This window comes from Janthinobacterium sp. GMG1, from assembly GCF_034427795.1.
Taxonomy (GTDB): Bacteria; Pseudomonadota; Gammaproteobacteria; order Burkholderiales; family Burkholderiaceae_D; genus Janthinobacterium.
Genome location: NZ_JAXQNT010000001.1, coordinates 97440 through 121254, shown reverse-complemented (window position 1 = coordinate 121254; position 23815 = coordinate 97440). Strand labels below are relative to the sequence as shown.

Annotated in this window: 20 protein-coding genes; 7 read left to right on the top strand and 13 right to left on the bottom strand. The window is 62.7% G+C overall.

Annotation, left to right across the window (positions count from 1 at the left end; translation table 11 throughout):
- Positions 1–3 precede the first annotated feature (3 nt).
- On the bottom strand, positions 4–1512 hold the full coding sequence (locus tag SJI03_RS00520) for a CoA-acylating methylmalonate-semialdehyde dehydrogenase (RefSeq protein ID WP_099376275.1): 1509 nt from the start codon (positions 1510–1512) through the stop codon (positions 4–6).
- Between the two features lie 156 nt (positions 1513–1668).
- Here SJI03_RS00520 and SJI03_RS00515 point away from each other — a divergent pair, with 156 nt between their 5' ends.
- Positions 1669–3051 (top strand): short-chain fatty acyl-CoA regulator family protein, encoded by a 1383-nt coding sequence (locus SJI03_RS00515; RefSeq protein ID WP_322425897.1) that lies wholly within the window; start codon positions 1669–1671, stop codon positions 3049–3051.
- A 1-nt stretch (position 3052) separates the two neighbouring features.
- Here SJI03_RS00515 and SJI03_RS00510 read toward each other — a convergent pair whose 3' ends face one another.
- The 7 genes from SJI03_RS00510 to SJI03_RS00480 are packed head-to-tail and all read right to left on the bottom strand — an operon-like array spanning position 3053 to position 9975.
- Entirely contained in the window at positions 3053–4108 is a 1056-nt protein-coding gene (locus SJI03_RS00510; protein ID WP_322425896.1) for an adenosine deaminase, read from the bottom strand.
- 25 nt (positions 4109–4133) lie between these two features.
- Positions 4134–5078: a nucleoside hydrolase gene (locus SJI03_RS00505; RefSeq protein ID WP_322425895.1), complete on the bottom strand. Its 945-nt coding sequence runs from the start codon at positions 5076–5078 to the stop codon at positions 4134–4136.
- Between the two features lie 19 nt (positions 5079–5097).
- Positions 5098–6129, bottom strand: coding sequence for an ABC transporter ATP-binding protein (locus tag SJI03_RS00500; RefSeq protein ID WP_322425894.1), 1032 nt, complete (start codon positions 6127–6129; stop codon positions 5098–5100).
- Positions 6130–6142: 13 nt separating this feature from the next.
- Positions 6143–6922 (bottom strand): ABC transporter permease, encoded by a 780-nt coding sequence (locus tag SJI03_RS00495; RefSeq protein ID WP_322425893.1) that lies wholly within the window; start codon positions 6920–6922, stop codon positions 6143–6145.
- Entirely contained in the window at positions 6919–7758 is an 840-nt protein-coding gene (locus SJI03_RS00490) for an ABC transporter permease (RefSeq protein WP_034778816.1), read from the bottom strand. Before SJI03_RS00490 ends, SJI03_RS00495 begins: the two co-directional genes overlap by 4 nt.
- A gap of 21 nt (positions 7759–7779) precedes the next feature.
- Positions 7780–8802 (bottom strand): ABC transporter substrate-binding protein, encoded by a 1023-nt coding sequence (locus SJI03_RS00485; protein WP_233515970.1) that lies wholly within the window; start codon positions 8800–8802, stop codon positions 7780–7782.
- Positions 8803–8859: 57 nt separating this feature from the next.
- On the bottom strand, positions 8860–9975 hold the full coding sequence (locus SJI03_RS00480; RefSeq protein WP_233515969.1) for a porin: 1116 nt from the start codon (positions 9973–9975) through the stop codon (positions 8860–8862).
- A gap of 225 nt (positions 9976–10200) precedes the next feature.
- Here SJI03_RS00480 and SJI03_RS00475 point away from each other — a divergent pair, with 225 nt between their 5' ends.
- A complete protein-coding gene (locus SJI03_RS00475) occupies positions 10201–11118 on the top strand; it encodes a LysR family transcriptional regulator (RefSeq protein WP_034778821.1) in 918 nt (305 codons plus the stop codon).
- Between the two features lie 92 nt (positions 11119–11210).
- Here the strand turns inward: SJI03_RS00475 and rsmA are convergent, their stop codons facing one another.
- From rsmA to SJI03_RS00455, 4 genes are all read right to left on the bottom strand, one after another.
- Positions 11211–11990: a 16S rRNA (adenine(1518)-N(6)/adenine(1519)-N(6))-dimethyltransferase RsmA gene (gene rsmA, locus SJI03_RS00470; protein WP_099403958.1), complete on the bottom strand. Its 780-nt coding sequence runs from the start codon at positions 11988–11990 to the stop codon at positions 11211–11213.
- 52 nt (positions 11991–12042) lie between these two features.
- The gene (gene pdxA / locus SJI03_RS00465) at positions 12043–13092 is read right to left on the bottom strand and encodes a 4-hydroxythreonine-4-phosphate dehydrogenase PdxA (protein ID WP_099376268.1); all 1050 of its coding nucleotides are present in this window, start codon (positions 13090–13092) and stop codon (positions 12043–12045) included.
- Between the two features lie 19 nt (positions 13093–13111).
- On the bottom strand, positions 13112–14500 hold the full coding sequence (locus SJI03_RS00460; protein ID WP_322425892.1) for a peptidylprolyl isomerase: 1389 nt from the start codon (positions 14498–14500) through the stop codon (positions 13112–13114).
- 103 nt (positions 14501–14603) lie between these two features.
- The gene (locus SJI03_RS00455; RefSeq protein WP_322425891.1) at positions 14604–16841 is read right to left on the bottom strand and encodes an LPS-assembly protein LptD; all 2238 of its coding nucleotides are present in this window, start codon (positions 16839–16841) and stop codon (positions 14604–14606) included.
- A 99-nt stretch (positions 16842–16940) separates the two neighbouring features.
- On the opposite strand from SJI03_RS00455, the gene SJI03_RS00450 reads away from it, so the two are divergent.
- From SJI03_RS00450 to SJI03_RS00430, 5 genes are all read left to right on the top strand, one after another.
- The gene (locus SJI03_RS00450) at positions 16941–18008 is read left to right on the top strand and encodes an aminoglycoside phosphotransferase family protein (RefSeq protein ID WP_322425890.1); all 1068 of its coding nucleotides are present in this window, start codon (positions 16941–16943) and stop codon (positions 18006–18008) included.
- Between the two features lie 43 nt (positions 18009–18051).
- Positions 18052–18771, top strand: coding sequence for an N-acetylmuramate alpha-1-phosphate uridylyltransferase MurU (murU, locus tag SJI03_RS00445; protein ID WP_099376264.1), 720 nt, complete (start codon positions 18052–18054; stop codon positions 18769–18771).
- A complete protein-coding gene (locus tag SJI03_RS00440) occupies positions 18771–20093 on the top strand; it encodes an aminopeptidase P N-terminal domain-containing protein (RefSeq protein ID WP_322426417.1) in 1323 nt (440 codons plus the stop codon). The genes murU and SJI03_RS00440 overlap by 1 nt, the downstream gene beginning before the upstream one ends.
- A gap of 9 nt (positions 20094–20102) precedes the next feature.
- Positions 20103–21245, top strand: a complete 1143-nt coding sequence (locus SJI03_RS00435; RefSeq protein WP_322425889.1) for a UbiH/UbiF/VisC/COQ6 family ubiquinone biosynthesis hydroxylase — start codon at positions 20103–20105, stop codon at positions 21243–21245.
- A gap of 115 nt (positions 21246–21360) precedes the next feature.
- Positions 21361–22314: a sensor domain-containing diguanylate cyclase gene (locus SJI03_RS00430; protein WP_322425888.1), complete on the top strand. Its 954-nt coding sequence runs from the start codon at positions 21361–21363 to the stop codon at positions 22312–22314.
- A 45-nt stretch (positions 22315–22359) separates the two neighbouring features.
- Here the strand turns inward: SJI03_RS00430 and SJI03_RS00425 are convergent, their stop codons facing one another.
- Complete coding sequence (locus tag SJI03_RS00425) at positions 22360–23814, bottom strand: NAD(P)(+) transhydrogenase (Re/Si-specific) subunit beta (protein ID WP_099376260.1); 1455 nt, start codon at positions 23812–23814, stop codon at positions 22360–22362.
- Between the last annotated feature and the right edge of the window lies 1 nt (position 23815).

Below are 23815 nucleotides of genomic sequence, written 5' to 3'. Positions count from 1 at the left end.
TCCTTACTTGAGGCTGATGGTGGTGTTGACCTTGCCCACCGAGGCCGCGTCCGTGAACCAGCGCTGGGTAATCGTCTGCGTCTGCGTGTAGAACAGCACGACTTGCTTGCCGAACGGACCCAAATCGCCCAGCTTGGAGCCGCGCGAACCCGTAAAGCTGAACAGGGGAACGGGCACGGGAATGGGCACGTTGATGCCGACTTGTCCCACGTCGATTTCTTCCTGGAAATAGCGCGCGGCCGCGCCGCTTTGCGTGAACAGGGCCGTGCCATTGCCATTCGGATTCGCGTTGACCAGCGCAATCGCTTCATCGAGGGTATCGACTTCGACGACGATCAGCACGGGGCCAAAGATTTCCTGGTCATACACTGCCATGCCAGGTTTCACGCCAGACAGAATCGTCGGTCCGACAAAGTTGCCGTTCGGATAGCCATCGACCTTCACGTCGCGGCCATCGAGGGTCAGCACGGCGCCCTGTTCGATGCCCTTGGCGACCAGGCTGTGCACGCGCTCTTTTGCCGCGCAAGAAATCACGGGACCCAGGTCAGGATTGTCCTTGCCCGCGCCGACCGTCAAGGTTTGCGCCTTGGCGGACAATTCCGGCAGCCAGTCGCGCGCTTCGCCCACCAGCACGGCGACGGAGGCGGCCATGCAACGCTGGCCGGCGGCGCCGAAGCCTGCGCCCAGCAACTGGTTCAGGGTCTGTTCTTTATTGGCATCCGGCAGCACGACGGCGTGGTTCTTGGCACCCATCATGCATTGCGCGCGCTTGCCGTTCAGGCTGGCGCGCTGGTACACATGCGTGCCCACCTTGCTCGATCCCACGAACGAGATCGCCTTGATGTCCGGGTGGTCGCACAGGGCATTGACGACGTCTTCGCCGCCGTGAATGACATTCAGCACGCCGGCCGGGATGCCCGCCTGCAAGGCCAGGCGCACGAGTTTTTCCGTCACGAGCGGGTCTTGCTCCGATGGTTTCAGCACGAAAGTGTTGCCGCAGGCAATCGCCATCGGGAACATCCACAACGGGATCATGGCGGGGAAATTGAACGGGGTAATGCCGGCGCACACACCCAGCGGCTGCATCACGCTGTAGGTATCGACGCCGCCGGCCACGTTTTGCGCGTATTCGCCCATTTGCAGGGTGCCGATGTTGGCGGCATGTTCGACCACTTCCAGGCCGCGGAAGACGTCGCCTTCCGCGTCGAGCAGGGTCTTGCCCTGTTCCATCGTCAGAGTGGCGGCCAGGTCGGCCATGTTTTCGCGGATCAGCTGCTGGAGTTTGAGGAAGATGCGGGCGCGCGCGCCGATCGGCGTCTTGCGCCATGTCTTGAAGGCGCGCTGGGCCGAGGCGATGGCCGCGTTGACTTCGTCCGGCGTCGCGAACGGTACCTTGGCCAATACTTCCTGCGTGGCCGGGTTGACGACATCGCGCCAGACGGTGGTGCGGGATTCAACCCATTCGCCATTGATCAATAAAGGAACGGTCGGAATTGTAGTCTGCGTGGTCACTCGGTGTCTCCTTGTGTGGGTAGTGGTCTGTTTGCATTATTCGCATAATACGGGCCGCAAACAAGGCGTGAAAATGCGAGATAATGCAAAGCTGAATCTGTTAATCTGCAAATGTTGTAAATTTGCAGATTCCACAAACCGGGGAAGGAGAGCGCGATGGCAAAGGTTTTCATGGGCGTACGCCTGCAGCGCCTGCGCGAGGAACGGCGCATGACGCAGGTGGCGCTGGCCAAGACCCTGGGCATTTCACCCAGCTATCTGAACCAGATGGAGCGCAACCAGCGCCCGCTGACGGTGCCGATCTTGTTGCGCATCGGCACCGTGCTGGGGGTCGATCCGCAAATCTTTTCCGAGCACGACAGCGCCAGCCTCGTGGCCGACGTGCGCGACGTGTTCGGCGAATTGCCGGACGCGCCACCCACCTCGATGGCGGAATTGAAAATGCTGGTGGAAAACATGCCGGAACTGGCACGCTCGATTTTGCTGCTGCAGCGGCGCTACCGCGTCATGGCGGAGCGGGCCGATACCCTGGCCGCGCGCCTCGACGATGGCAGCCGCGGCGCCAGCTCGGCGGCCCCGTCCACGGATGAGGAAGTGCGCGAATACCTGAACCGGCGGCAAAACTACATCGATGAGCTGGACCGGGCGGCGGAACTGGTGGCGGGTGAACTTGACCCATCCTTGCGCACGCTCGACGCGCTGCAAAGCCGCTTGCTGGAGCGCCACAGCATCCGGGTGCAACTGTCCGATGGCGACGCGGGCATGGTGCGCAAGCACCGCTACGATGCCCAGCAACAGATATTGTGGTTGCCCGACACCCTGACGGGCGGCCAGCGCGCCTTCCAGATGGCGGCGCAAATCAGCCTGCTCGAACATAGCGACCTGATCGACGCCCTCGTGCTGGCGGCGGGATTGTCCGGCGCGGCCGCGCAAACGAGCGCGCGCCTGGCATTTTCCAATTATTTTGCTGGCGCCCTCTTGATGCCGTACCAGCGCTTCCTGCAGGCGGCGGAAACGCGCGCCTACGATATCGAGCGCCTGGCGCACCAGTTCGGCGTGGGGTTCGAAGCCGTGTGCCACCGTTTGAGCACCATGCAGCGCCCCGAGGCAGCGGGACTGCCCTTCTTCTTCGTGCGCGTCGACCGCGCGGGCAACGTCTCGAAGCGCCAGTCGGCCACGGACTTTCACTTTTCAAGAGTGGGCGGCACGTGTCCGCTGTGGATCGTGTACGACGCCTTCAGCCATCCGGGCCAGGTGCTCACGCAGGTGGCCAGCATGCCGGACGGCTGCACATATTTATGGATCGCGCGCCAGGTCAGCACGGCCTCGCCGGGCTTCCGAGCACCGGGCAAGACGTTTGCCGTGGCGCTGGGCTGCGATATCTCGCAGGCGCACCGATTGATTTATTCGAAGGGACTCGATTTGCACGACCCCAGCAGCGCCACGCCGATCGGCACGGGCTGCAAGGTGTGCGAACGCCAAAGCTGCCCGCAGCGGGCGTTTCCGTCACTGCTGGCCCCACCACCGGCGTCGGCCTGATTTACTCGACGACCCTGGCGCGCAGTAGGTCGAACTCGCGCGTAAATTCCGCGCGCCAGTCGCTCCGCGTGCTCTCGTCTATCCAGGCCGCATCCAGGCCATTCAACATGAAGCCGCGCATGTCATCGAGGCCGAAGCCGAATTCGCGCATCATCATCCAGGCGCCCGTCGGCGTCACATGGTGCAGGGTCGGGTCGTCCGTGTTCGGATGCAGTTTCAGGCCCAGCTTGGCCATGCCGCGGATCGGGTGATCGAGGGCCCAGCGCTCGGGCGCCAGCGTGCGCAGGTAATACGAATTGGTCGGCACCACGGTAAACACGAGGCCGCGCTCCACACAGCGCTGCGCCAGCTCCGGGTTGTCGACAATCGTGTAGCCATGGTCGACCCGGTCCACCTGCAGTTGCTCGATGGCCGTCTCCACGTTCATCCACGGCATGCCGAATTCGCCCGCATGCGCCGTGCATTTGAATCCGGCTGCGCGCGCGGCGCGGTAGGCTTCGATGAACAGTTCGGGCGGACGGTCGTTTTCACGGTAGTCGATGCCGATGCCGATGACTTCCGGCGCGCGGTGCGCCTTCATCCATTCCACCATTTGCACGGCTTCGGCGGGAGCCGCTTCGCGGTCAATGCTGGGGATCAAGCGGCCGATCACGCCAAAGTCGCGCTGCGCGTCGCGGATGGCGGCCACGATGGCGTCTTGCGCTGCGTCATAGCGGATGCCCGACACGCGCACGGTGCCGGTGGGGTTCCAGAAGAACTCCGCGTAGCGCACGCCGTGGCCATGCACGTCTTCCAGGTATTCGTAGGCGAGGCAGTACAGGTCCGTCGGCGAGACGATCAGGTGCGCGTCGAGCGCGCGCAGCACGCGCAGCACGCCGACGGGCTTGTCGCCGCGCGTGTAAAACGCGTCGATTTCCTCTGGAGTGACGACATTGCCCGTCTTGGCGGCCAGCACGCGGAAAGTCGCCTGGCGCACCGTGCCAAACAGGTGGCAATGCAGCTCCACTTTCGGCATGGCGCGTAAAAACTGTTCGATGCTCAGGGGTGAATTAGACATGAAGCTCGTTTCGTAGTGAAGTGGGTCAGACGAGAATGGCGGCCAGGCGGCGCATCAGGCGCTCGATGGCGGCCGGACCGTCGACCAGCATCGCCACTTGCGTGTTGATGGCGGCGCAGCGCGGCACGCGGAATTCGCACACCGTCATGCCGCGCGTCAGTTCGCCCGTCAATTCGATGGCCACGTGAGCCGGCTGGAACTGGAACAGCTGCGGCGCTTCCAGGTACAAGGCCACCACCGGGTCGTACATGGGCATCGGCACGGAACCGTCGCTGCTGCGGATGCGCACATACGCTTCCAGGTAGCCGGCCAGACGCTGCGCGCGCGGCGTGCCGATGGCGCGCAGGCGTTCCACTTCCAGTTTAGTGACCAGCAGCTGACGGCACAGGTTCAAGCCGAACATGCGCAGCGGGATGCCGGCCTGGAAAACCTGGGCGGCCGCTTCCGGGTCCGCATAGATATTGAATTCGGCCGCCGCCGTATGGTTGCCCTGGTCGGTCGAGCCGCCCATCAAAATGATTTCGACGATTTTTTCCGCGATATCGGGCGCCTTGGCCAGCGCGGTTGCGATATTGGTCATCGGCGCAATCGCCATGATGGTGATCTGGCCAGGATACTTGCGCACGGCGGCGATCAGCGCGTCGACGGCGTGGCCGGGAGCATCCGTGGCGGCGCCCGGCGGCAGGATCTCGCCCGTGGTCGGCATGCCGCTGTCGCCGAGGATGCGCTGCGCCGTTTCGATGACGCCGGCCAGCGGTTCTTCGCAGCCCCGGTAGATCGGCACCGTCAAGCCATCATGGGCCTTGATGCGCAAGGCATTGTCGTAGGTGATGTCGACGGGCGCATTGCCCGCCACCACGCTCACGCCCAGCCACTCGATGTCGGGATTACTGCCCAACAGCAACATCGTCAGCCAGTCGTCGAAACCGGGATCGGTGTCGAGCCAGATCTTTTTCAAGGCTTGGGTCATGATACTTTCCATTAAGAAATTACGCGCCCAGCCACAGGGCGCTGTCGGACGGCAGCACGAACGACACGGCCGTGCCTTCGCGCCAGGTGGCGCCGCCGGCTGCGCAAATGCCCTTGACCTGGCCCAGCGGCGTTTGCAGCAGGTATTCGACGGTGTCGCCGAGGAAGCCACGCGCCAGCACGGTGCCTGGATATTGCCCCGCCGCGTCGTCGGCCGCGCACACGCGCACCTTGTCCGGACGCCAGCCCAGCACCGTGGTGCCGGCAGCGACGGGCGACGTGTACGGCAAGCTGGCGCCCGCGTGGTGCAGCGCGCCGTCGCGGTAGTCGAACAGGTTTTCAAAACCCATGAAGTTGGCGACAAAACGCGTCGACGGCGTATTGAAGACGGCTTCCGGCGCGGCCAGCTGCTCGATGCGCCCGCCGTTCATGACGACGATGCGATCGGACAGGGCCAGCGCTTCTTCCTGGTCATGCGTCACGTACAGCATGGTGATGCCCAGCTCGCGCTGGATGCGGCGCAGTTCCGCGCGCATCTGCACGCGCAGCTTGGCGTCCAGGTTCGACAGCGGTTCATCAAGCAGCAGCAGGGCCGGCTCGACGACGATGGCGCGCGCCAGCGCCACGCGCTGCTGCTGGCCGCCGGACATCTGCGCCGGCAGGCGCGTTTCAAAACCCGTCAGGCCGACGGCCGCGATCACGGCTTCCACCTTGGTTTTCAGCAAAGCTGGCGCGACCTTGCGCAGACGCAAACCAAAAGCGATGTTGTCGTATACATTCAAGTGCGGGAACAGCGCATACGACTGGAACACCATGCCGATATTGCGTTTGTTCGGCGCCAGCTTGCCGATTTCGCGGCCATCCAAAATGATGCGGCCCGACTGCAGCGGCATCAGGCCGGCGATGGCGCGCATGGTGGTGGTCTTGCCGCAGCCGCTGGGGCCCAGCAGGGAAATCAATTCGCCCTGCTCGACGTGCAGGTCCAGGTCTTTCACGGACGTCGTGTTCTTGGCGTAGCCGAGGTTCAGCTTGTGCAGTTCCAGATAACTCATGGTGTGTTGCCTCTTACATGTATTTAGAAATGCCCAGCACCTTCTCGGTCACCATCACGAAGGCCATGGTGAACAAGACCAGCAAGGTCGACAGGGCAGCGATCGACGGATCGAAGCTGTTTTCCATATGCCCCAGCATCTCGATCGGCAAGGTGCTGATGCCGGGCCCTGTCAGGAACAGCGAGACGGGCACCTGGTTGAACGAGGTGACGAAGGCGAGGAAGAAGGCGGCGATCACGGCGTTGCGGATATTCGGCAGCACGATCATGAAGAACGCGCGCAAACGCGACGCGCCCAGCGTGATGGCCGCATCCTCGATATCCACGCGCAGGTTCACCAGGCTGGCATACACCACGCGCACCGAGTACGGAATCAACAACGCGATATGGCCGATCAACAGGCCCACATACACGGGCGCGTTGATGGTCAGGACCAGGTGGTGCAGCAAGCCCAGGCCGACGAGGATGGCGGGAATGATTAGCGGCGACGTCAGGATCTGGCGGATGGCGCCGATGCCGGGCGGCGGCATGCGCGAAAACGCATACGCGACGGGTATGCCCAGCAACAGCGCGATAACGGTGGCGATCAAGCCGATTTCCAGGCTGGTCTGGAAGGCGCGGCGGAACTCGGGCGCCGACCACACTTCGAAGATCCAGCGCAGCGAATACGACTCGGGCGGGAACGCCAGGGTTTCGCCGCCGGAAAAACCTGCCAGCACGACGATGGCGAAAGGCCCCAGCAGGAACAAAAACACCAGCCAAAGGACGGCGCGCGAAAACAAGCTTTCTTTCATACGGAACTCCGGCTCGATGAAATACGTTTAAGGCCGGCATTCACCAGCAGGGTCATGCAGACGAGGATGACGGCGATGACATTCGCCGCGCCGAAGTCGCTCTCCACGCTGACCTTCTGGTACAGCAGGGTTTCCAGCATCAGCACCTTGGTGCCGCCCAGCAGGGCCGGCGTCACATAGGCCGTCACGCAGCCCGTAAACACCAGGGTGCCGCCGACCACCAGGCCTTCCTGCGTCAGCGGCAGGGTGACCTTGCAAAACACTTGCCATGGATTGGCGCCCAGGGTAGCGGCGGCCGGTTCCACGTCGCGCGGCAGGTTTTCCAGCGCGCCCGCCAGCGACATCAGCATCAGCGGCAGCAGCAGTTGCAGCAGGCCGACAAACACGGCGAACTCGCTGAACAGCAAACGCAGCGGCTCTTCCGTCAAGCCCATGTTGACGAGCGCCGCGTTGACGGCGCCATTGCGGCCCAGCAACACGATCCAGGCGTAGGTCCGCGCGATCGGCGAGACCATCAGCGGCAGGATCATCATGCCCACCACCAGCCCGCGCCACTTCGGCGACACGCGCGCCACGGCTTGCGCGGCCGGGTAGCCGAGGATGATGGACGCCAGGGTCACCAGCGCGGCAATGCGCAGGGTGCGCCAGAAGATGGTGCGGTTGAATTCCTGCGAGAAGAATTCAATGAAGCGGTCGACGCCCCACTGCATGCCGTCGCCGACGCGGAAGGCATCGACCAGCAAGGCCAGCACGGGCAGCAGGAAGCAGACAACGATAAAGATCAGCGCCGGCAGGACCAGCAGCAGTCCCAGGCGCTTTTTTGGATCAGCAAACATGGTGTTTTCTCCTCGTCACCACTATTTGCTCATGGCCTTGTTCCACTGCGTCATCCAGTTGCTGCGCTGCTTGAGGATGGTTTCCGGCTTGACGAATTTCAGCGAGCTGATCTGGTCGGCGCCATAGGTATTGAATTGCGCAGCCGCCACGGACAGGCGCACGTCCTTGTTGACGGGCGAGTCGACCAGGTTGGTCGCCAGCTGCGTCTGCACTTCCTTGGACAGCCAGAAATCCATCAACTGGTACGCCAGGTCCGCATTCTTCGAGCCGGCAACGATGCCCATCACGTTCATGCCGGCCGCCTGGCCTTCTGCCGGGATGCTCCACTTCAGGGGCAGGCCCGTCTTGAGCATTTGCGACCAGGTAAAGCGCGCCACGGGCGCGGCCCAGATTTCATCTTGCGCAAACAGGGCGGCCAGCTGCGCGCTGTTCTTCGAGAACGTGACGACGTTGCCCTTCATGCCGACGATCTTCGCAAAACCGGTGGCGTAGTCGTCCGTCTTGCCGCCCCAGGCCGCATCGGCCATGCGCAGCATCAACGGGCCCTGCGTGGTGCTCACGTCAGGGAAGGCCACGCGGCCCTTCAGTTCAGGGCGCCACAGGTCCTTCCAGGACGTCAGCGGGGCGATCTTGTCGCTGCGGTACACCAGGCCGACCGAGTACAAGGTGTAGCCGACGGCGAAATTGCCGCCGATGGGGTTTTTCGCCACGTCGTACAGGGCTTTGTAATTGCTCAGCTTGGAGTAATCCATGGGCTGGATGACGCCCTTTTGCGCCGCTTCCAGCATGCCGGAATCGGACAGCAGCACCAGATCGATCACCGGATTCTTGGCGTGCACCACCAGCTTGGCGATGCGGTCCGCGTTATTCCCCGTTTCCACCTTGATATCGCACCCGCATTTGGCCTTGAACGGCTCGTACACATACTTCATGAACAAGGGCTGGGCAATCGGATAGGCCGAAATGACCAGCTCGCGTTTTTCCGCGTGGGCGGCGTTAGCCAGCAAGCCTAGGCTCAACGCCAACATGAGGTGCTTTTTCAAGATGCTTCCTTTCAGGGGACGGCGCTGCGGGACAGCGCCTGTAAAGATGAATCAGTGTCAGAAATAATGTCGCATGCCGACGATCAGGACGCTTTGCGTCTTGCCGCCCGAGGCGCCAAAGCCGAACACGCGCGCGAATGTCGCATCGCCGGCCGCTTTCTGGTAGCTCCAGGTGATGGCCACATCGGTGCGCTTGGACAGGAAGTAATCGGCCTGGAAGTTGACCTGATGCCATTTCGGCGTCTTGTTGATCACGTCATATTTACCCGTGGTAAAGAAATACGACGCGCCCAAGTTCAACGCTTCCGTCAGCTTGTGGTTCACGTTCAAGTCCACGTTTTGCAGGGTCAGGTTGCTTTGGTCCAGGTAGTGGTAGCGCACGTTGGTGTACAGCGCACCAAACTTGGTCTTGCCCACATTATAAAAGCCTCCCGTGCCGGCGATGGCCTGGCTGTCCACGCCCGCCCCCTTGACGGCGCTCTTGTTGAAAATCAACAGGGAGCTGCCATAGTCATTGCCGATGGCGCCATTCGGCGCATCCGGGCTGTTCGGGCGATCCATCTTGGTATAGGCGACGGCCCAGCTGAAGGCATCGACCTTGTAACCGGCGCCCATGCTGTAGACGCGGTTGCGGTTGGAGTCTTCCGGGTTCTCGCTGAAACCGTACAAGCCCGTAAACGACAGGTTGCTGATGTTCGGGCTGACGTACTTGACGGCGTTTTGCACGCGCAAGTTGTTGTAGCCATTGTCGTTGTCGCCGATATGCACGCCGTTACTGGCGATGACCACCGGGCCCAGCAGATCCTTGACGGCTTCGTACTGACGGCCCAGAGTCAGGGTACCCTTGTCGTTGCTGGACAAACCCACATACGACTGGCGGCCGAACAGGCGACCGCTTTGCGAGGCCGTGCCCGTCATCACGTTAAAACCGTTTTCCAGCACGAAGAGAGCCTTGGTGCCGTTTCCCAGGTCTTCCTGGCCGCGGAAACCGATGCGGGGATTCTGATTCGTACCGCTCAGCGCATGCGTGCGGCTGCCGTTACCCTCATCCGACACATAGCCGATACCGGCCGACAGCAAGCCATACACTTGCACGCTGCTTTGCGCCTGCGCCGCGCCCTGCGCCGCCAGCAAGCCACCCACTACCATCGTTCCCGTCATCCATTTGTTCATCGCCGCCACCCTAAAAAGAATAAACCCTGAGTTTTTTTGGAATTATTGTATTGATGCGTCCCTTGCATGGCGTGCCACCGCGAGTACCGGTGCCGCCTGGCAAGCGCTTCTCTGAAGATTGTTGCCTTCAAGACAAGTAAAGACCAGTCCAGAATATGGTAAATTGCGGGATAAGAAAATTTGTTTATTTTTATAAATCCATTACTTTTTCTAATAAGCAAACCCATGCATGAGTTGAGCAAGAAGATTTCCTTACGACATTTGCAAGCGTTTGCCACCCTAGCCCGGGTAAACAGCTTCAGCAAGGCTGCACAGGAATTGTGCGTGACCCAGCCGGCCCTCAGCGCGTCGATCAAGCTGCTGGAAAATCAACTGGGAAAAAAGTTGTTTAACCGCACAACCCACCAGCTGGAACTGACGCGCGAAGGCAAGCTGGCGCTCGATTACGCCACGCATTTATTGAATACGGCGAGCAACACGTTTGCCGACATCCAGCGCGCCATCGGCAGCGGCCGCCACCGCATCCGTATCGGCGCGATACCGTCCGCCATGGCGATGACGGCCGTGGTGGTGGCGCGCTACTGCGAGCAGCATGGCGATGAGGTGGAAATCGTCCTGTCGGACATGCCCAACGACGGCTTGCTGCACGCGCTGCATTCAGGCCAGCTGGACTTTTGCGTGGGCATCGAGGTGCCCGGCTCCGTGTCGCTGGAAAGCGTGGGCCTGTTCGAAGACGAGCTGGTGCTGGTGACAGCGGGACGCCATGCGCTGGCGCCGCTCAAGGAAGTGCGCTGGGAGCAATTGGCGGGCCAGGAAATCGTCGTGTTCACCAAGGGCAGCATCTGGGAGTTCGCCTCGAGCGCGCTGCGCCAGCATGGCTTGAGCCCGTCGAGCCTGTACCAGATGATCCACAGCGAATCGCTGTACGGCGTGGTGCGCGCCGGCATCGCCGTGGGCATCATGCCCAGCCTGTACACGACCTTCCTCAACGACGAGGACTTGCATGTGGCGCCGCTACGCCAGCCCACCTGCAAGCGCAAGATCGCCTTGATGCGGCGCAATGAAATCAGCCGCAACCACCATGTGGACGACTGTTTTTCAGCCCTGCGGCAAGATTTGCAGCAAGTCGACCAATGGTTTTAAGTTAAGCCAGCACTACCGGGGTCAGACCCCCGCTCACGTCGGCGTCTGCTCAGACGCCGATGGTGGAGAGGGTCTGACCCCAGCCCTTGCCATTACTGCGGTGCTTTGAGCAGATTCGCCAAAGCAACATACTGCTCCAGCCCGACAGTCTCCGGGCGCAGGGTCGGATCGATGCCGGCCGCCTTGATCTGCTCTTCCGTAAACATGCCGGCCAGGCAGTTGCGGATCACCTTGCGGCGTTGCGAGAAGGCCTTCATGACCACCGCTTCCAGGGTAGCCTGGTCGCACGCCAGGCGCTCGGCCACGGGGATCATGCGCACGATGGCCGATTCCACTTTCGGCGGTGGGTCAAACGCTGTCGGCGGCACGATGAACAGCAAGGACATGTCATAGCGCCATTGCAGCATCACGGACAGGCGGCCATACGCCTTGCTGCCCGGCTCGGCTACCATGCGTTCGACGACTTCCTTTTGCAGCATGAAATGCTGGTCCAGCACCAGCGGCGCGAAATCCGCCAGGTGGAACAGCAACGGGCTGGAAATGTTGTACGGCAAGTTGCCCACGATGCGCAGCTTCTGGCCGGCCGGCACGGGGATTTGCGCGAAATCAAACTTCAGCGCGTCGCCCGAATGGATCGTCAGCTTGGCCGGATTGAAGGTCTTTTCCAGGCGCACGATCAGGTCGCGGTCCAGTTCGACCACATGCATCTGTTTCAAATGGCGCAGCAACTGCTCCGTCATGGCACCCAGGCCGGGGCCGATCTCGACCATGGCATCGTCCGGCTGCGGTGCGATGGCGGCCGTGATGTCGTCGAGGACGAAGCGGTCATGCAGGAAATTCTGGCCAAAGCGTTTGCGGGCAACGTGTTTCATATTCTGTTTTTCTATTCTAGAGGCGGTGTAGCGGGGTAAAACCGGTGGGCAGTCAGGCGCGGGTGCTGGCGCGCAGCATGTCGAGCGCCGTTTGCAGGGCTTGCTCCATGCTGTGGCAATCGGCCAGGCCGAGGCCCTGCGCGGCCAGGTCCAGCGCCGTACCGTGGTCGACCGAGGTGCGGATCAGCGGCAAGCCCAGGGTGATATTGATGCCGCGCCCGAATGTCGCGTATTTCAGCACGGGCAAGCCCTGGTCGTGGTACATGGCCAGCACGCAATCGGCATCGGCCAGATACTTGTGCTGGAACAGGGTGTCGGCCGGATACGGGCCGCGCGCATCGATGCCGCGCGCTTGCGCCGCAGCAATCGCCGGTGCGATGACGTCGATTTCCTCGCGTCCCAGATACCCCCCCTCGCCCGCGTGCGGGTTCAGGCCGGTAACGAGGATGCGCGGTGCGGCGATGCCGAATTTCTGTTGCAAGTCCGTCTGGAGAATATCCAGGGTGACGGCCAGGCTGTCCATCGTGATGGCGGCGGACACGTCCTTCAAGGGCAGATGCGTGGTGGCCAGCGCCACGCGCAGGGTCGGTTCGCCATGGCCGGGTTCGCCGGCCAGCATCATCACCACTTGCGGTGTATTGGTTTTTTCTGCCAGGTATTCCGTATGGCCGGAAAAGGCCACGCCGGCGTCGTTGATCGTGCTCTTTTGCAAGGGCGCCGTGACCATGGCACCAAACCAGCCGGCTGCTATACCTTCCACGGCCGCGTCCAGGGTCGCGAGCACGGAACGCCCGTTTTCCTTGTCGAGCACGCCAGGAATGACATTGTTCACCGTGGGAATATCGATCACGGCCAGGCGGCCCGGTCCGAACTGGGGCAGGCCACTGTTGCGCACGGCTTGCAGCGACAGCGCCGCCAGGCGGATATCCGGATCGATCAGGCTGGCCGTCAGCGCCAGGAAGGCGGCGTCGCCCAGCAGGATGCAGTTGACGTCATTGCGCATGGCCCAGGCCGCGCGTATGGAGATTTCCGGGCCGACACCGGCCGGTTCGCCACAAGTGATGGCGATGGCCGGGCGCCGTGCAGGGGGCAAGTTACTCATGCGCAATGAATCAACGGCATTATTGGTCGTCCGCGCGGAATTCGACGTAAGCACGGTCGCGCACTTCGCGCGCCCAGTTTTCCGTCGCTTCTTCCAGCTTGCGTTCGCGCAAGGCATTGCGTGCAGCGGCGCGCTGTTTCTCTTTCGAGACGTCGTCGCTCTTGCGTTCCAGCACTTCGATCAGGTGGAAGCCGAAGCTCGATTCGATCGGCTCGCTCACTTCGCCCGGTTTCAGCGCATTCATCGCCGTTTCAAATTCCGGCACGGTGTCGCCTGGATACAGCCAGCCCAGGTCGCCGCCCTTGGCAGCGGAACCGTCGTTCGAGAACAAGCGGGCCAGGTCTTCGAACTTGGCAGCCTTGTTATCGAGGCGCTCTTTCAATTCCAGCAATTTGCGCTTGGCTTCGGCAGCCGACAAGGTCGGCGTTATTTTCAGCAAGATATGGCGGGCATGCGTTTGCTGCACGGCAGCAACGGCTTGCGCCTCGGCAGCGCTGCGGCGGTCCACCAGCTTGAGGATGTGGAAACCCGTGTTGCTCTTGATGATAGGCGTGATCTGGCCAGGCTTCAGTTTCAGCAGTTGCTCCGTGAACAGGGGCGGCACGCGGTCGCTATGGCGCCAGCCGATATCGCCGCCGCTCAGCGCATCGCTGGCGTCGGAATAGGTGGCGGCCATCTTGGCGAAATCGGCGCCCGTGCGCAGCTGGCGGCTGACTTCTTCGGCGCGCGCGCGGCGCGCGGCGATCTGTTCAGGGCTGGAGTTTTCCGGAATGCGCACGAGAATCTGCGCCAGGTTCAGTTCCACCTGTTCGCTGGCGGCCGCTTTTTCCGCTTCCAGGAAGTTATCCACTTCGGAATCGGAAATCTGGATCTTGGCGTCGACTTCATGCTCGCGCAGGCGCTGCATGATGATTTCATCGCGGATTTCTTCGCGGAAAGTCGCAAACGGCGTGCCTTCCTTTTCCATCTGATTGCGCAGTTCCTGCACCGTCATTTTTTGCTGTTCAGCAATACGGCCAATCGCGCGGTCCAGGGTCAGGTCGTCCACGCGCACGCCCATTTCCTTGGCCAGCTGCATTTGGGCGCGTTCAACAATCATGCGCTCCAGCAATTGACGACGCAGGTCGGCAGGATCGGGCAAGGGCACGTTCTGCGACTTCATGCGCTGCTCCACGCTCTTGATGCGGGCCGCCACTTCATTGCGCGTAATCACCTCGTCATTGACGACGACGGCGATGGAGTCGATGGTCTGGCCACTGCTCGAGGCAGGTGGCGTGAACCCCTTGGCCGGTGCCGTGGCAGCGGGCGTGGCGACAGGCGCTGGCGCAGCCTGTTGCGCCCAGACACTACTGGTCGTGGCGCCGGAAATGGCGCACAACAAAACCGTTGCAATTTTGAGTTGGTGCATACTGGCATTACGCATAATGTGTAGAGCGCTCATGAGTTCAGGTGAATAAAAAAACCGGTTTGTGCCAGCGCCGGGAACACCGGCGGCGGCAACGGTGCCTATCTTAACGGAGTGGCTGGCTCAGTGTCTGGTAACCAGGGATGGTTTTTGTAAAAGTTTCCAGGCCATTCGCGCCCAGGCCCAGGCCATTCGACAAGCCCGTCAATTCCAGCTGGAAGAAGATCGGCGTCGAAACAGTCTTGTTCGTCGTCACGAAACGCTGCGCTCCCATGCGGAACACCCAGCAATCGCCCTTGTATTCCAGGCCGACCAGGCTTTCCAGCATGCTGCGATCCTTCAGGGAGTAACTGATGCGTCCCACGCCATACAGACGGTCCGTCAACGGCCATTGCGTCGACACTTCCGCATTGCGCAAACTGCCACGCTGGAAACGATTACTGAAATTCAATACTTTCTTGACACCGGGCTGATATTGCAAGGTGTAGTTGTAGCTCATCAACTGGCGATCGCTGGGATTGTACTGTACCAGGCTGTCGACGGTCCAAGTCTCGGACACGCGGCCCGTTGCCGCCAGCAGGATATCCGAACGCGACTGGTTGACGGGCGTGGTCGAATTGAGCTGCACGCGCTGGTCGGCAAAATAGAAACGCTGGCCGAAGGTCAGGCGCATGCGCTCCGTGCCGTCCGACTGCAGGAAGCGCGAGACGACGGCGGCCGTGACCTGGTTGGCATCGCCGATGCGGTCGCTGCCGACAAAACGGTTTTCCGTGAAGATCTGCGTCAGGTTGAAGGTGCCGTCGGCCGTATCGAATTTCGGAAACTGCGACTGGTCGCGGTACGGCGTGTAGACATAGAACAGGCGCGGCTCCAGCGTTTGCGTGCCGCCCTTGGCGCCAAACAGATTCGTGTCGCGCTCAAACACCAGGCCGCTGTCGACCGAGAAAGTCGGCACGACGCGCGTAAACGAGGTATCCGGAAACAGCGCCTTGGTCCTGGCGTCATTGTCGAGCTGATACGCACTGGCATTGAGCATCAGCTTGGGCGTGATGAAGTAGCCAGGGCGCATGATGGGGAAACTCACTTGCGGCACGGCCACCAGGCGCGACCCTTGCACCAGGGTCGGGTGCGCAAAGCGCGTCGCTTCCGCGTCGAAGGTCCAGTCGAAACCGCCCCAGACGTCATATTTGCCAGCGTGGAAGTTCACCGCCGGCAAGCGGTCATACGGGCGCGGCACGGTCACCGTGGGATCGGGATCCTGCAGCACCTGGTAATTCTGCACGCGCGCCGTCAGGCTCCAGTCCTCGGTGCGGTAATCGGTGCGCAATTCGCGCAGCAACTGGCGCTCGGTGGCGGTGGCAACGGTTTTCGAGAAATCGTTCGGGTAATTATTGTCGGACGCCTCGCGCAAATCCCAGCTGTAGCTCCAGCCCTTGGCCAGCGCCTGCTCATGCTTGGACTTGATCATGTAGCGGTTGGTCTTGGTCTGCTTGTCGTTTGGCAAGAACTCGAACGACGTCTCGCCCTGATACAGGCCGGCATCCGTCTCGCCCATGTAGCGGCCCGTCGCACCGAGCTGGATGCCGCGCCGCTGGATGTAGCGCGGGTACAGGGTCAGGTCGCGGTTCGGCGCGATGTTGAGGTAATACGGCATCAGCAGCTCGAAACCGTTCTTCGAGGCAAAGCCCGGCGTGGGCGCCAGCCAGCCCGAGCGGCGCGCACCGGACAGCGAAAACGAGATGCCCGGCGTGCCCAGGATCGGCACGTCCTTGAAATAGATGATGGTCTTGCTGCCGGTACCCACGTCGCGGCCCGTATCGAGGTTCAAGGTGCTCGATTTCAGGTACCAGTCCGGATTCGGCCCTTCGCAGGTACTGTAAGTACCATCGATGACATTGGCTTCATCGGGGTTGATGAAGTCGACGCGCTCGGCCTTGCCCTGGCCGCCGCCCACTTCGAAGCGGTACGTCGGGTTGAGCAGGAAACCCTTGCCGGTCTCCATGTTCAGCTTCAGGACGTCGCCCGTGTAGTAATCCCCGAAACGCCACATCTTGATATGGCCCTCGGCGTCGAACTCATCTTCAACTTGTTTGTAACAAGCTGTATCGGCCGTCATTTTTGTGGTTTTTCCGCGCTCGATCACGACATTTTGATCGAGATTGAGCTCCCTTTCGGGGCGTCCCTTCATGCTGTTCGCCGTCATGACGGTGGGCGCATCGGGATCTTCCACATGAACCGGACGCGGCGCTTTCTGGGCGTGGACAGGCACCGTCGTGGCGGCGACGAGCGCGCTGATGGCGAAAGCCCAGCGCTGCGAAGGGGGGGAGGCCGAAAACCAGCTCATGAATTGGAAGGGGCAAGCACCATTGACAGGCGATTTTTTGATTTGAATCCCTTATTATATGGGAATCTGCACCATCAACCCGATTCCACAGGCCGCTTAATGTCATTCTCCCCAAATTCCCCTGCCGCGCCGGCCTCCGCCGACGCTCGCCTGACCCTGTTGAAAGCCTGGTTGGCCCCGCTGAACCTCGTCGCGCCCGATTCCGCCCGCCCCGCTTCCAGCGATGCGAGCTTCCGCCGCTACTACCGCCTCGATGTCTTGCCCGGCGATACAACCTTGCCAGGAAAGACACTGATCGCCATGGATGCGCCGCCCGAGCGCGAAAACGTGCCCGCCTTTGTCAAGGTGGCCGGCTTGCTGAAAGGCGCCGGCGTGTCCGTGCCCGAGATCATCGCGCAAGACCTGGAGCAGGGCTTCCTGCTGCTCTCCGACCTGGGCACGACCACCTACCTCGACGCCCTGAACCACGACAACGCCAGCGTGCTGTACGCCGAAGCGCTCGAGTCGCTGATGAAAATCCAGCTGGCCAGCCAGCCGGACGTCTTGCCCGAATTCGACCGCGCCTTCATCCTGCGCGAAATGAATCTGTTCCCGGAATGGTTTATCGGCAAGCACCTGGGCGCCACCTTGACGGATGTGCAACAAACCCAGCTGGACAAGGTCTTCGAAGCCATCACGGCGAATATCTTGTCGCAGCAGCAAGTTTTCATGCACCGCGACTACCATTCTCGCAATTTGATGCACATCAACGATGGTTCACTCCCCAATCCCGGCATCCTCGATTTCCAGGACGCCGTCTTCGGCCCCGTCACCTACGACATCGCCTCGCTGCTGCGCGACGCGTATATCCAGTGGGATGAAGAACTGGTGCTCGACTGGGTGATCCGCTACTGGCAGCGCGCCAAGCAGCTGGGCTTGCCAGTCAATCCCGACATCGACGCCTTCTACCGCGATTTCGAATTCACGGCCCTGCAACGCCATTTGAAAATTCTCGGCCTGTTCGCGCGCCTGAATTACCGCGACGGCAAGGATCTGTACATGGGCGACCTGCCAACCGTGCTCGACTACGTGCGCAAAACGGCCAACCGCTACACGGAACTCAAGCCGCTGGTCCGTTTGCTCGATGCCCTGGAGAATAAAACGCCGCAAGTTGGCTACACCTTCTGATCACTTCAGAGCAATTTACAATGAATCAGAAAACGAGTATTCCATGAAAGCCATGATCTTTGCCGCAGGCCGCGGTGAACGGATGCGTCCGCTTACCGATACCTGTCCCAAACCGCTGCTGAAAGTGCGCGGCCGTCCGCTGATCGTCTGGCACGTGCTGAACCTGGTGCGCGCCGGCATCACGGACATTGTCATCAACCATTCGCACCTGGGCCACCAGATCGAGGCAACCCTGGGCGATGGCAGCGCGTACGGCGCGCGCATCGCGTATTCGCCCGAGACCACGCCGCTGGAAACGGCAGGCGGCATCGCCCAGGCGCGCCACCTGCTGGGCGATGAACCCTTTCTCGCCATTTCCGGCGACATCTATTGCCCGTATTTCGACTTCAAGCAGGTACTCGACGTGCTGGCCGACAAGGACGTGCTGGGCACGCCGTATCCGGCCGACCAGCGCGACATCGCCTGGACTTACCTGGTGCCCAATCCCGACTTCCACCCACAGGGCGACTTCGGCCTGACCTTGTTCGCGATCAACAATACGGACGATACCAAGTGGACCTTCGCCAACATCGGCGTGTACCGTCCCGAGATGTTCGACGGCATCACGCCCGGCAGCCACGCCAAGCTGGGCGATTTGCTGCGCCGGTACGCGGACCAGGGCCGCGTGGGCGGCGAAGTCTATCCCGGCGAGTGGACGAATGTCGGCACGCCAGCGCAGCTCGACGTACTCAACGGCGTCACGGCCAAGGCCAGCGCAACATGATGGCCAACTACGCGGCCCGGCGCGCGGCGCTGCTGGCGCAGATGCTGCCGGGCAGCGTGGCCATCCTCGCCACGGCGCCCGAAGTGCCGCGCAACAGCGATTGCGATTATCCATACCGCCACGACAGCTATTTCTATTACCTGAGCGGCTTTACGGAACCCGACAGCGCCGTGGCCCTCGTGGCCGCCAGCGCCACGGCGCCCGCGCGCGCCATCCTGTTTTGCCGCGCCAAGAACACGGAGCGCGAAATCTGGGACGGTTTCCGCCACGGCCCCGAGGCGGCGCGCACGACGTTCGGCTTCGACGGCGCCTTCCCCATCGAGGAACTCGACGTGGAAATGACGCGCCTGCTGGCCGACGCCCCCGCCATTTACTATGCGCTGGGCGGCAGCCTCGATGCGCAGGTCAAGGTCTGGCTGCACAACGTGCGGCAAAAGGCCCGCAGCGGCGTCACGGCGCCCGCCATCGCGCATGACATCAACGGCATGCTCGACGCCATGCGCCTGCTGAAAGATACGGAAGAACAGGGCCTGATGCGCCGCGCGGCCGCCATTTCCAGCGCCGCCCACGTGCGCGCCATGCGCGCCACGCGGCCCGGCATGCACGAATACGCGCTGGAAGCGGAGCTGCTGTACGAATTTCGCCGCAGCGGCGCGCAATTCCCCGCGTATTCCTCCATCGTGGCCGGCGGCGGCAACGCCTGCATCCTGCATTACAGCGCCAACAACGCGGTATTAACCGACGGCCAGCTGGTGCTGATCGACGCCGGCTGCGAACTCGATGGCTACGCCTCCGACATCACGCGCACCTGGCCCGTCAACGGCCGCTTCAGCGGCCCGCAGCGGGCGCTGTATGAGCTGGTGCTGGCCGCGCAACAGGCAGCGCTGGACATGCTGCGCCCCGGCTTGCCGCACAGCGCCATCCACGAGGCGGCCGTGCAGGTGCTGGCGCAGGGCATGCTGGACCTGGGTTTGCTGGACCGGCAGAAAAGCGGTGGCGTGCAGGACGTCATCGCCGACAAGGCCTATATGCCCTTCTACATGCACGGCACCAGCCACTGGCTGGGCATGGACGTGCACGACGTGGGCGCCTACCGAGACACGGGTGCGCCCGGCAAGCCGTGGCGCGCGCTGGAAGCTGGCATGGTGCTGACGGTGGAACCTGGCATCTATGTGCGCCCCGGCGCGGGCGTGCCGGAGCAGTTCTGGCATACCGGCATCCGCATCGAAGACGACGTGCTGGTCACGCCGCAAGGCCATGAAGTCTTCAGCACGGCGCCCAAAAGCGTCGCTGAAATCGAACAACTGATATCACAGGATTAACGCCGTCGCATGCATACACCGTCCACTTTCGATCTCGCCATCTGCGGCGCCGGCCCCGTCGGCATGGCGCTGGCCGCCCTGCTGGTGCAGCGGGGCAGCCGCGCCGCCGGCATCGCCCTGCTCGACGCCAAATCCCTCGATCAAGCCAGGCGTGACCCGCGCACCATCGCCCTGTCGCACGGCAGCCGCCAGATTCTCGAGGAAGCGGGCGCCTGGCCCGTGGAGGCGACACCTATTCACCAGATTCACGTCTCGCGCCGCGGCCAGTTCGGGCGCAGCCTGATGGACCGCAGCGAGCATGGCGTCGAGGCCCTCGGCTATGTAGCCCGTTACGGCGCCGTCGTCAGCGCGCTGGCCGACGTGTGCGAACGCCTGGGCGTGGCCAGCCTGCGCCCGGCCCTGGTGACGGGCAGCGTGGAAGACGCCGACGGCGTCTGCGTGCAGCTGGAACAGGATGGCGCCGCGTCGAGCTTGCGCGCCAGCCTGCTGGTGCAGGCCGAAGGCGGCCTGTTCGGTCAGCAGCAGGAACGCGCCGTCAGCCGCGATTATGGCCAAAGCGCCATCATTGCCCATGTGCGCACCAGCGATCCCGTCGCCCACCGCGCGTACGAGCGCTTCACCGATGAAGGCCCGCTGGCCCTGCTGCCGCAGGACGACGGCTACGCGCTGGTGTGGTGCGTGCCGCCCACGCGCGCCGAACAATTGCTGGCCCTCGACGACGCGGCCTTCCTGGCGCGCCTGGGCGCCGCCTTCGGCAGCCGCCTGGGACGCTTTAGCCACACGACGGCGCGCCTGGCCTATCCGCTGGGCCTGAACGCGCAGACGGGTGGCACGGCGCGCACGGTCGCCATCGGCAATGCGGCGCAAACCCTGCATCCGGTGGCGGGACAGGGCCTGAACCTGGGCTTGCGCGACGCCGCCGTGCTGGCCCGCGTGCTGGCGCAGGACAGCAGCCCGGCCGGGCTGGAACGCTACGCCAGCCTGCGCCAGGCAGACCGGGGGCTTACCGTGCGCGTGACCGACACCATGGCGCGCATCTTCACGGGCAGCGCGCCCACGCAAGGCTTGCTGGGCCTGTCGCTGGGCTTGCTGGACGCATTCCCGCCGGCACGCAAGGCACTGGCCGGATTGATGATGTACGGCCGCCGCTGAGTCTTGACAATAAGGAAATAGCTGGGGCGAAAAAGAAACAGGCGGGCGATCCGGCATGGAGTAAACGGCCCGCGGATGCGACAATGGCTGTCACCTGGCTTTTGGCGACCGTTCCATGACAGATGCATTGCCCGCAGCACCGCCTGCCGCTCTTCCCGAAGTGCTGTTTTCCCGCCTGCTGGAAGACGCCCTCGACGCCGTCATCATCATCGACGAGCAGTGCCGCATCCGCTATATCAATGGCGCCATGCAGGCATTGTCCGGCTATGCCAGCGGAGAATTGCTGGGCCAGACCCTGAACGGCCTGCTGCCCGACGCCGTCGGCGCCCAGCACGATAACCACGTGATCAACTACATCCGCAGCTCGCGCACCTCCAGCGTGCTGGGCAAGATACGCGAATTCGCCATCCGCCACCGCGACACGCAAATGATCCCCATCGAAATGAAGGCGCTGGACCTGGGCGTGGTCGACGGCATGCGCTATTTCGGCGCCTTTTTGCTCGACGTGCGCGAACGGCGCGAACTGGCGGCAAAAAACGCCAGCCTGCTGGCGCAGTTGGAACAGCAGGCGCTGCACGATGCGCTGACGTCGCTGCCCAACCGGCGCGCCTATGAAGCGCAGGCCGAGCAGGCGATGGCGCGCGCGGCGCGCAGCGGCGCCGCCCTGAGCGTGGGCGTGGCCGATCTCGACCATTTCAAAAAGATCAACGACCGCTATGGTCATGCCGTGGGCGACGCCGTGCTGCGCACGGTGGCGCAGGCGCTGCGCGACACGGGGCGCATCACCGACGTGGCGGCGCGCCTCGGTGGCGAGGAGTTCGGCCTGCTCTTCCCCGACGCCAGCCTGCAACAGGCACACCAGGTGGCCGAGCGCATCCGCGCGGCCGTGGCAGCGGCGGTCACCGTGCTGCCCGACGGCAGCCCGCTGCACGTCACCATCAGCATCGGCGTGGCGCCGCTGGTACAAGGCGCCAGCCTGGACGCGGCCATCTCGGATGCCGACAAGGCGCTGTATGTCGCCAAGCACCAGGGACGCAACCAGGTCGTCGCGGCAGCGGCCGGCCAATAAAAACGGCCCGCGCAGGGCGGGCCGCTCGTCTTGCACCGAGAGACTTTACTCGATTGCCTTGACCATATCCTCGATCACCTTCTTGGCGTCGCCAAACACCATCATCGTGTTCGGCTGGTAGAACAGGTCGTTGTCCAGGCCCGCATAGCCGGACGCCATCGAACGCTTGTTGACGATGATACTCTTGGCTTTATACGCTTCCAGGATCGGCATGCCGGCGATCGGCGATTTCGGGTCTTTCGCCGCCGGGTTGACAACGTCGTTCGCACCCAGCACCAGCACCACGTCCGTCTGGCCGAATTCGCCGTTGATGTCTTCCATCTCGAAGACCTGGTCGTACGGCACTTCCGCCTCGGCCAGCAGCACGTTCATGTGGCCCGGCATGCGCCCTGCCACCGGATGGATCGCATACTTGACGGTGATGCCCTTGTGCGTGAGCTTTTCCACCAGTTCTTTCAACGAATGCTGCGCGCGCGCCACGGCCAGGCCGTAGCCGGGCACGATGATGACGGTTTCCGCATTGCCCATGATGAAGGCGGCGTCGTCGGCCGAACCCGATTTCACGGGACGCTGTTCCTGCGCGCCCGCCGCGCCTGCGGCCGGCGCATCGCCGCCGAAGCCGCCCAGGATGACGTTGAAGAACGAACGGTTCATGGCCTTGCACATGATGTACGACAGGATCGCGCCGGACGAACCAACGAGCGAACCGGCGATGATCAGCATCGAGTTATTCAGCGAAAAACCGATGCCGGCCGCGGCCCAGCCCGAGTAGCTGTTGAGCATCGACACCACCACCGGCATGTCGGCGCCGCCGATGGGAATGATGATCAGCACGCCCAGCGCAAAGGCGATGACGGCCATGACGATGAACGGCGTCCACGCCGGTTCGACGCCGTCGGCGAAGCAGAACACCAGGCCCAGCGCGATCATCACCAGCGCCAGCACCAGGTTGAGCATGTGCTGGCCCTTGAAGCTGACGGGTGCGCCCTGGAACAGGCGGAACTTGTATTTGCCCGACAGCTTGCCGAAGGCAATCACCGAACCGGAGAACGTGATGGCGCCGACAAAGGTGCCGATGAACAGCTCGAAGCGGTTACCGATGGGCAGCGCCTCGCCGTTCTTGGCAATATTGAAGGCCCACGGTTCCGACACGGCCGCCACGGCGATGCACACGGCCGCCAGACCGATCAGCGAATGCATGGCCGCCACCAGTTCCGGCATCTTCGTCATTTCCACGGTTTTCGCCAGGTAGGCGCCGATGGCGCCGCCCGTGACGATGCCGATGATGACGAGGGTCAGGCCCATGCCGCCCGTCTGCTGTTCCTTCAGTTTCAGGATCAGCGCCACGGTGGTGACGGCGGCAATGGCCATGCCGCTCATGCCGAAGGCATTGCCGCGGCGCGCCGTCGAGGGCGACGACAGGCCTTTCAAGGCCTGGATGAAGCACACCGAGGCGATCAGGTACATCATCGTCACCAGGTTCATGGTGACGAAGCTCATG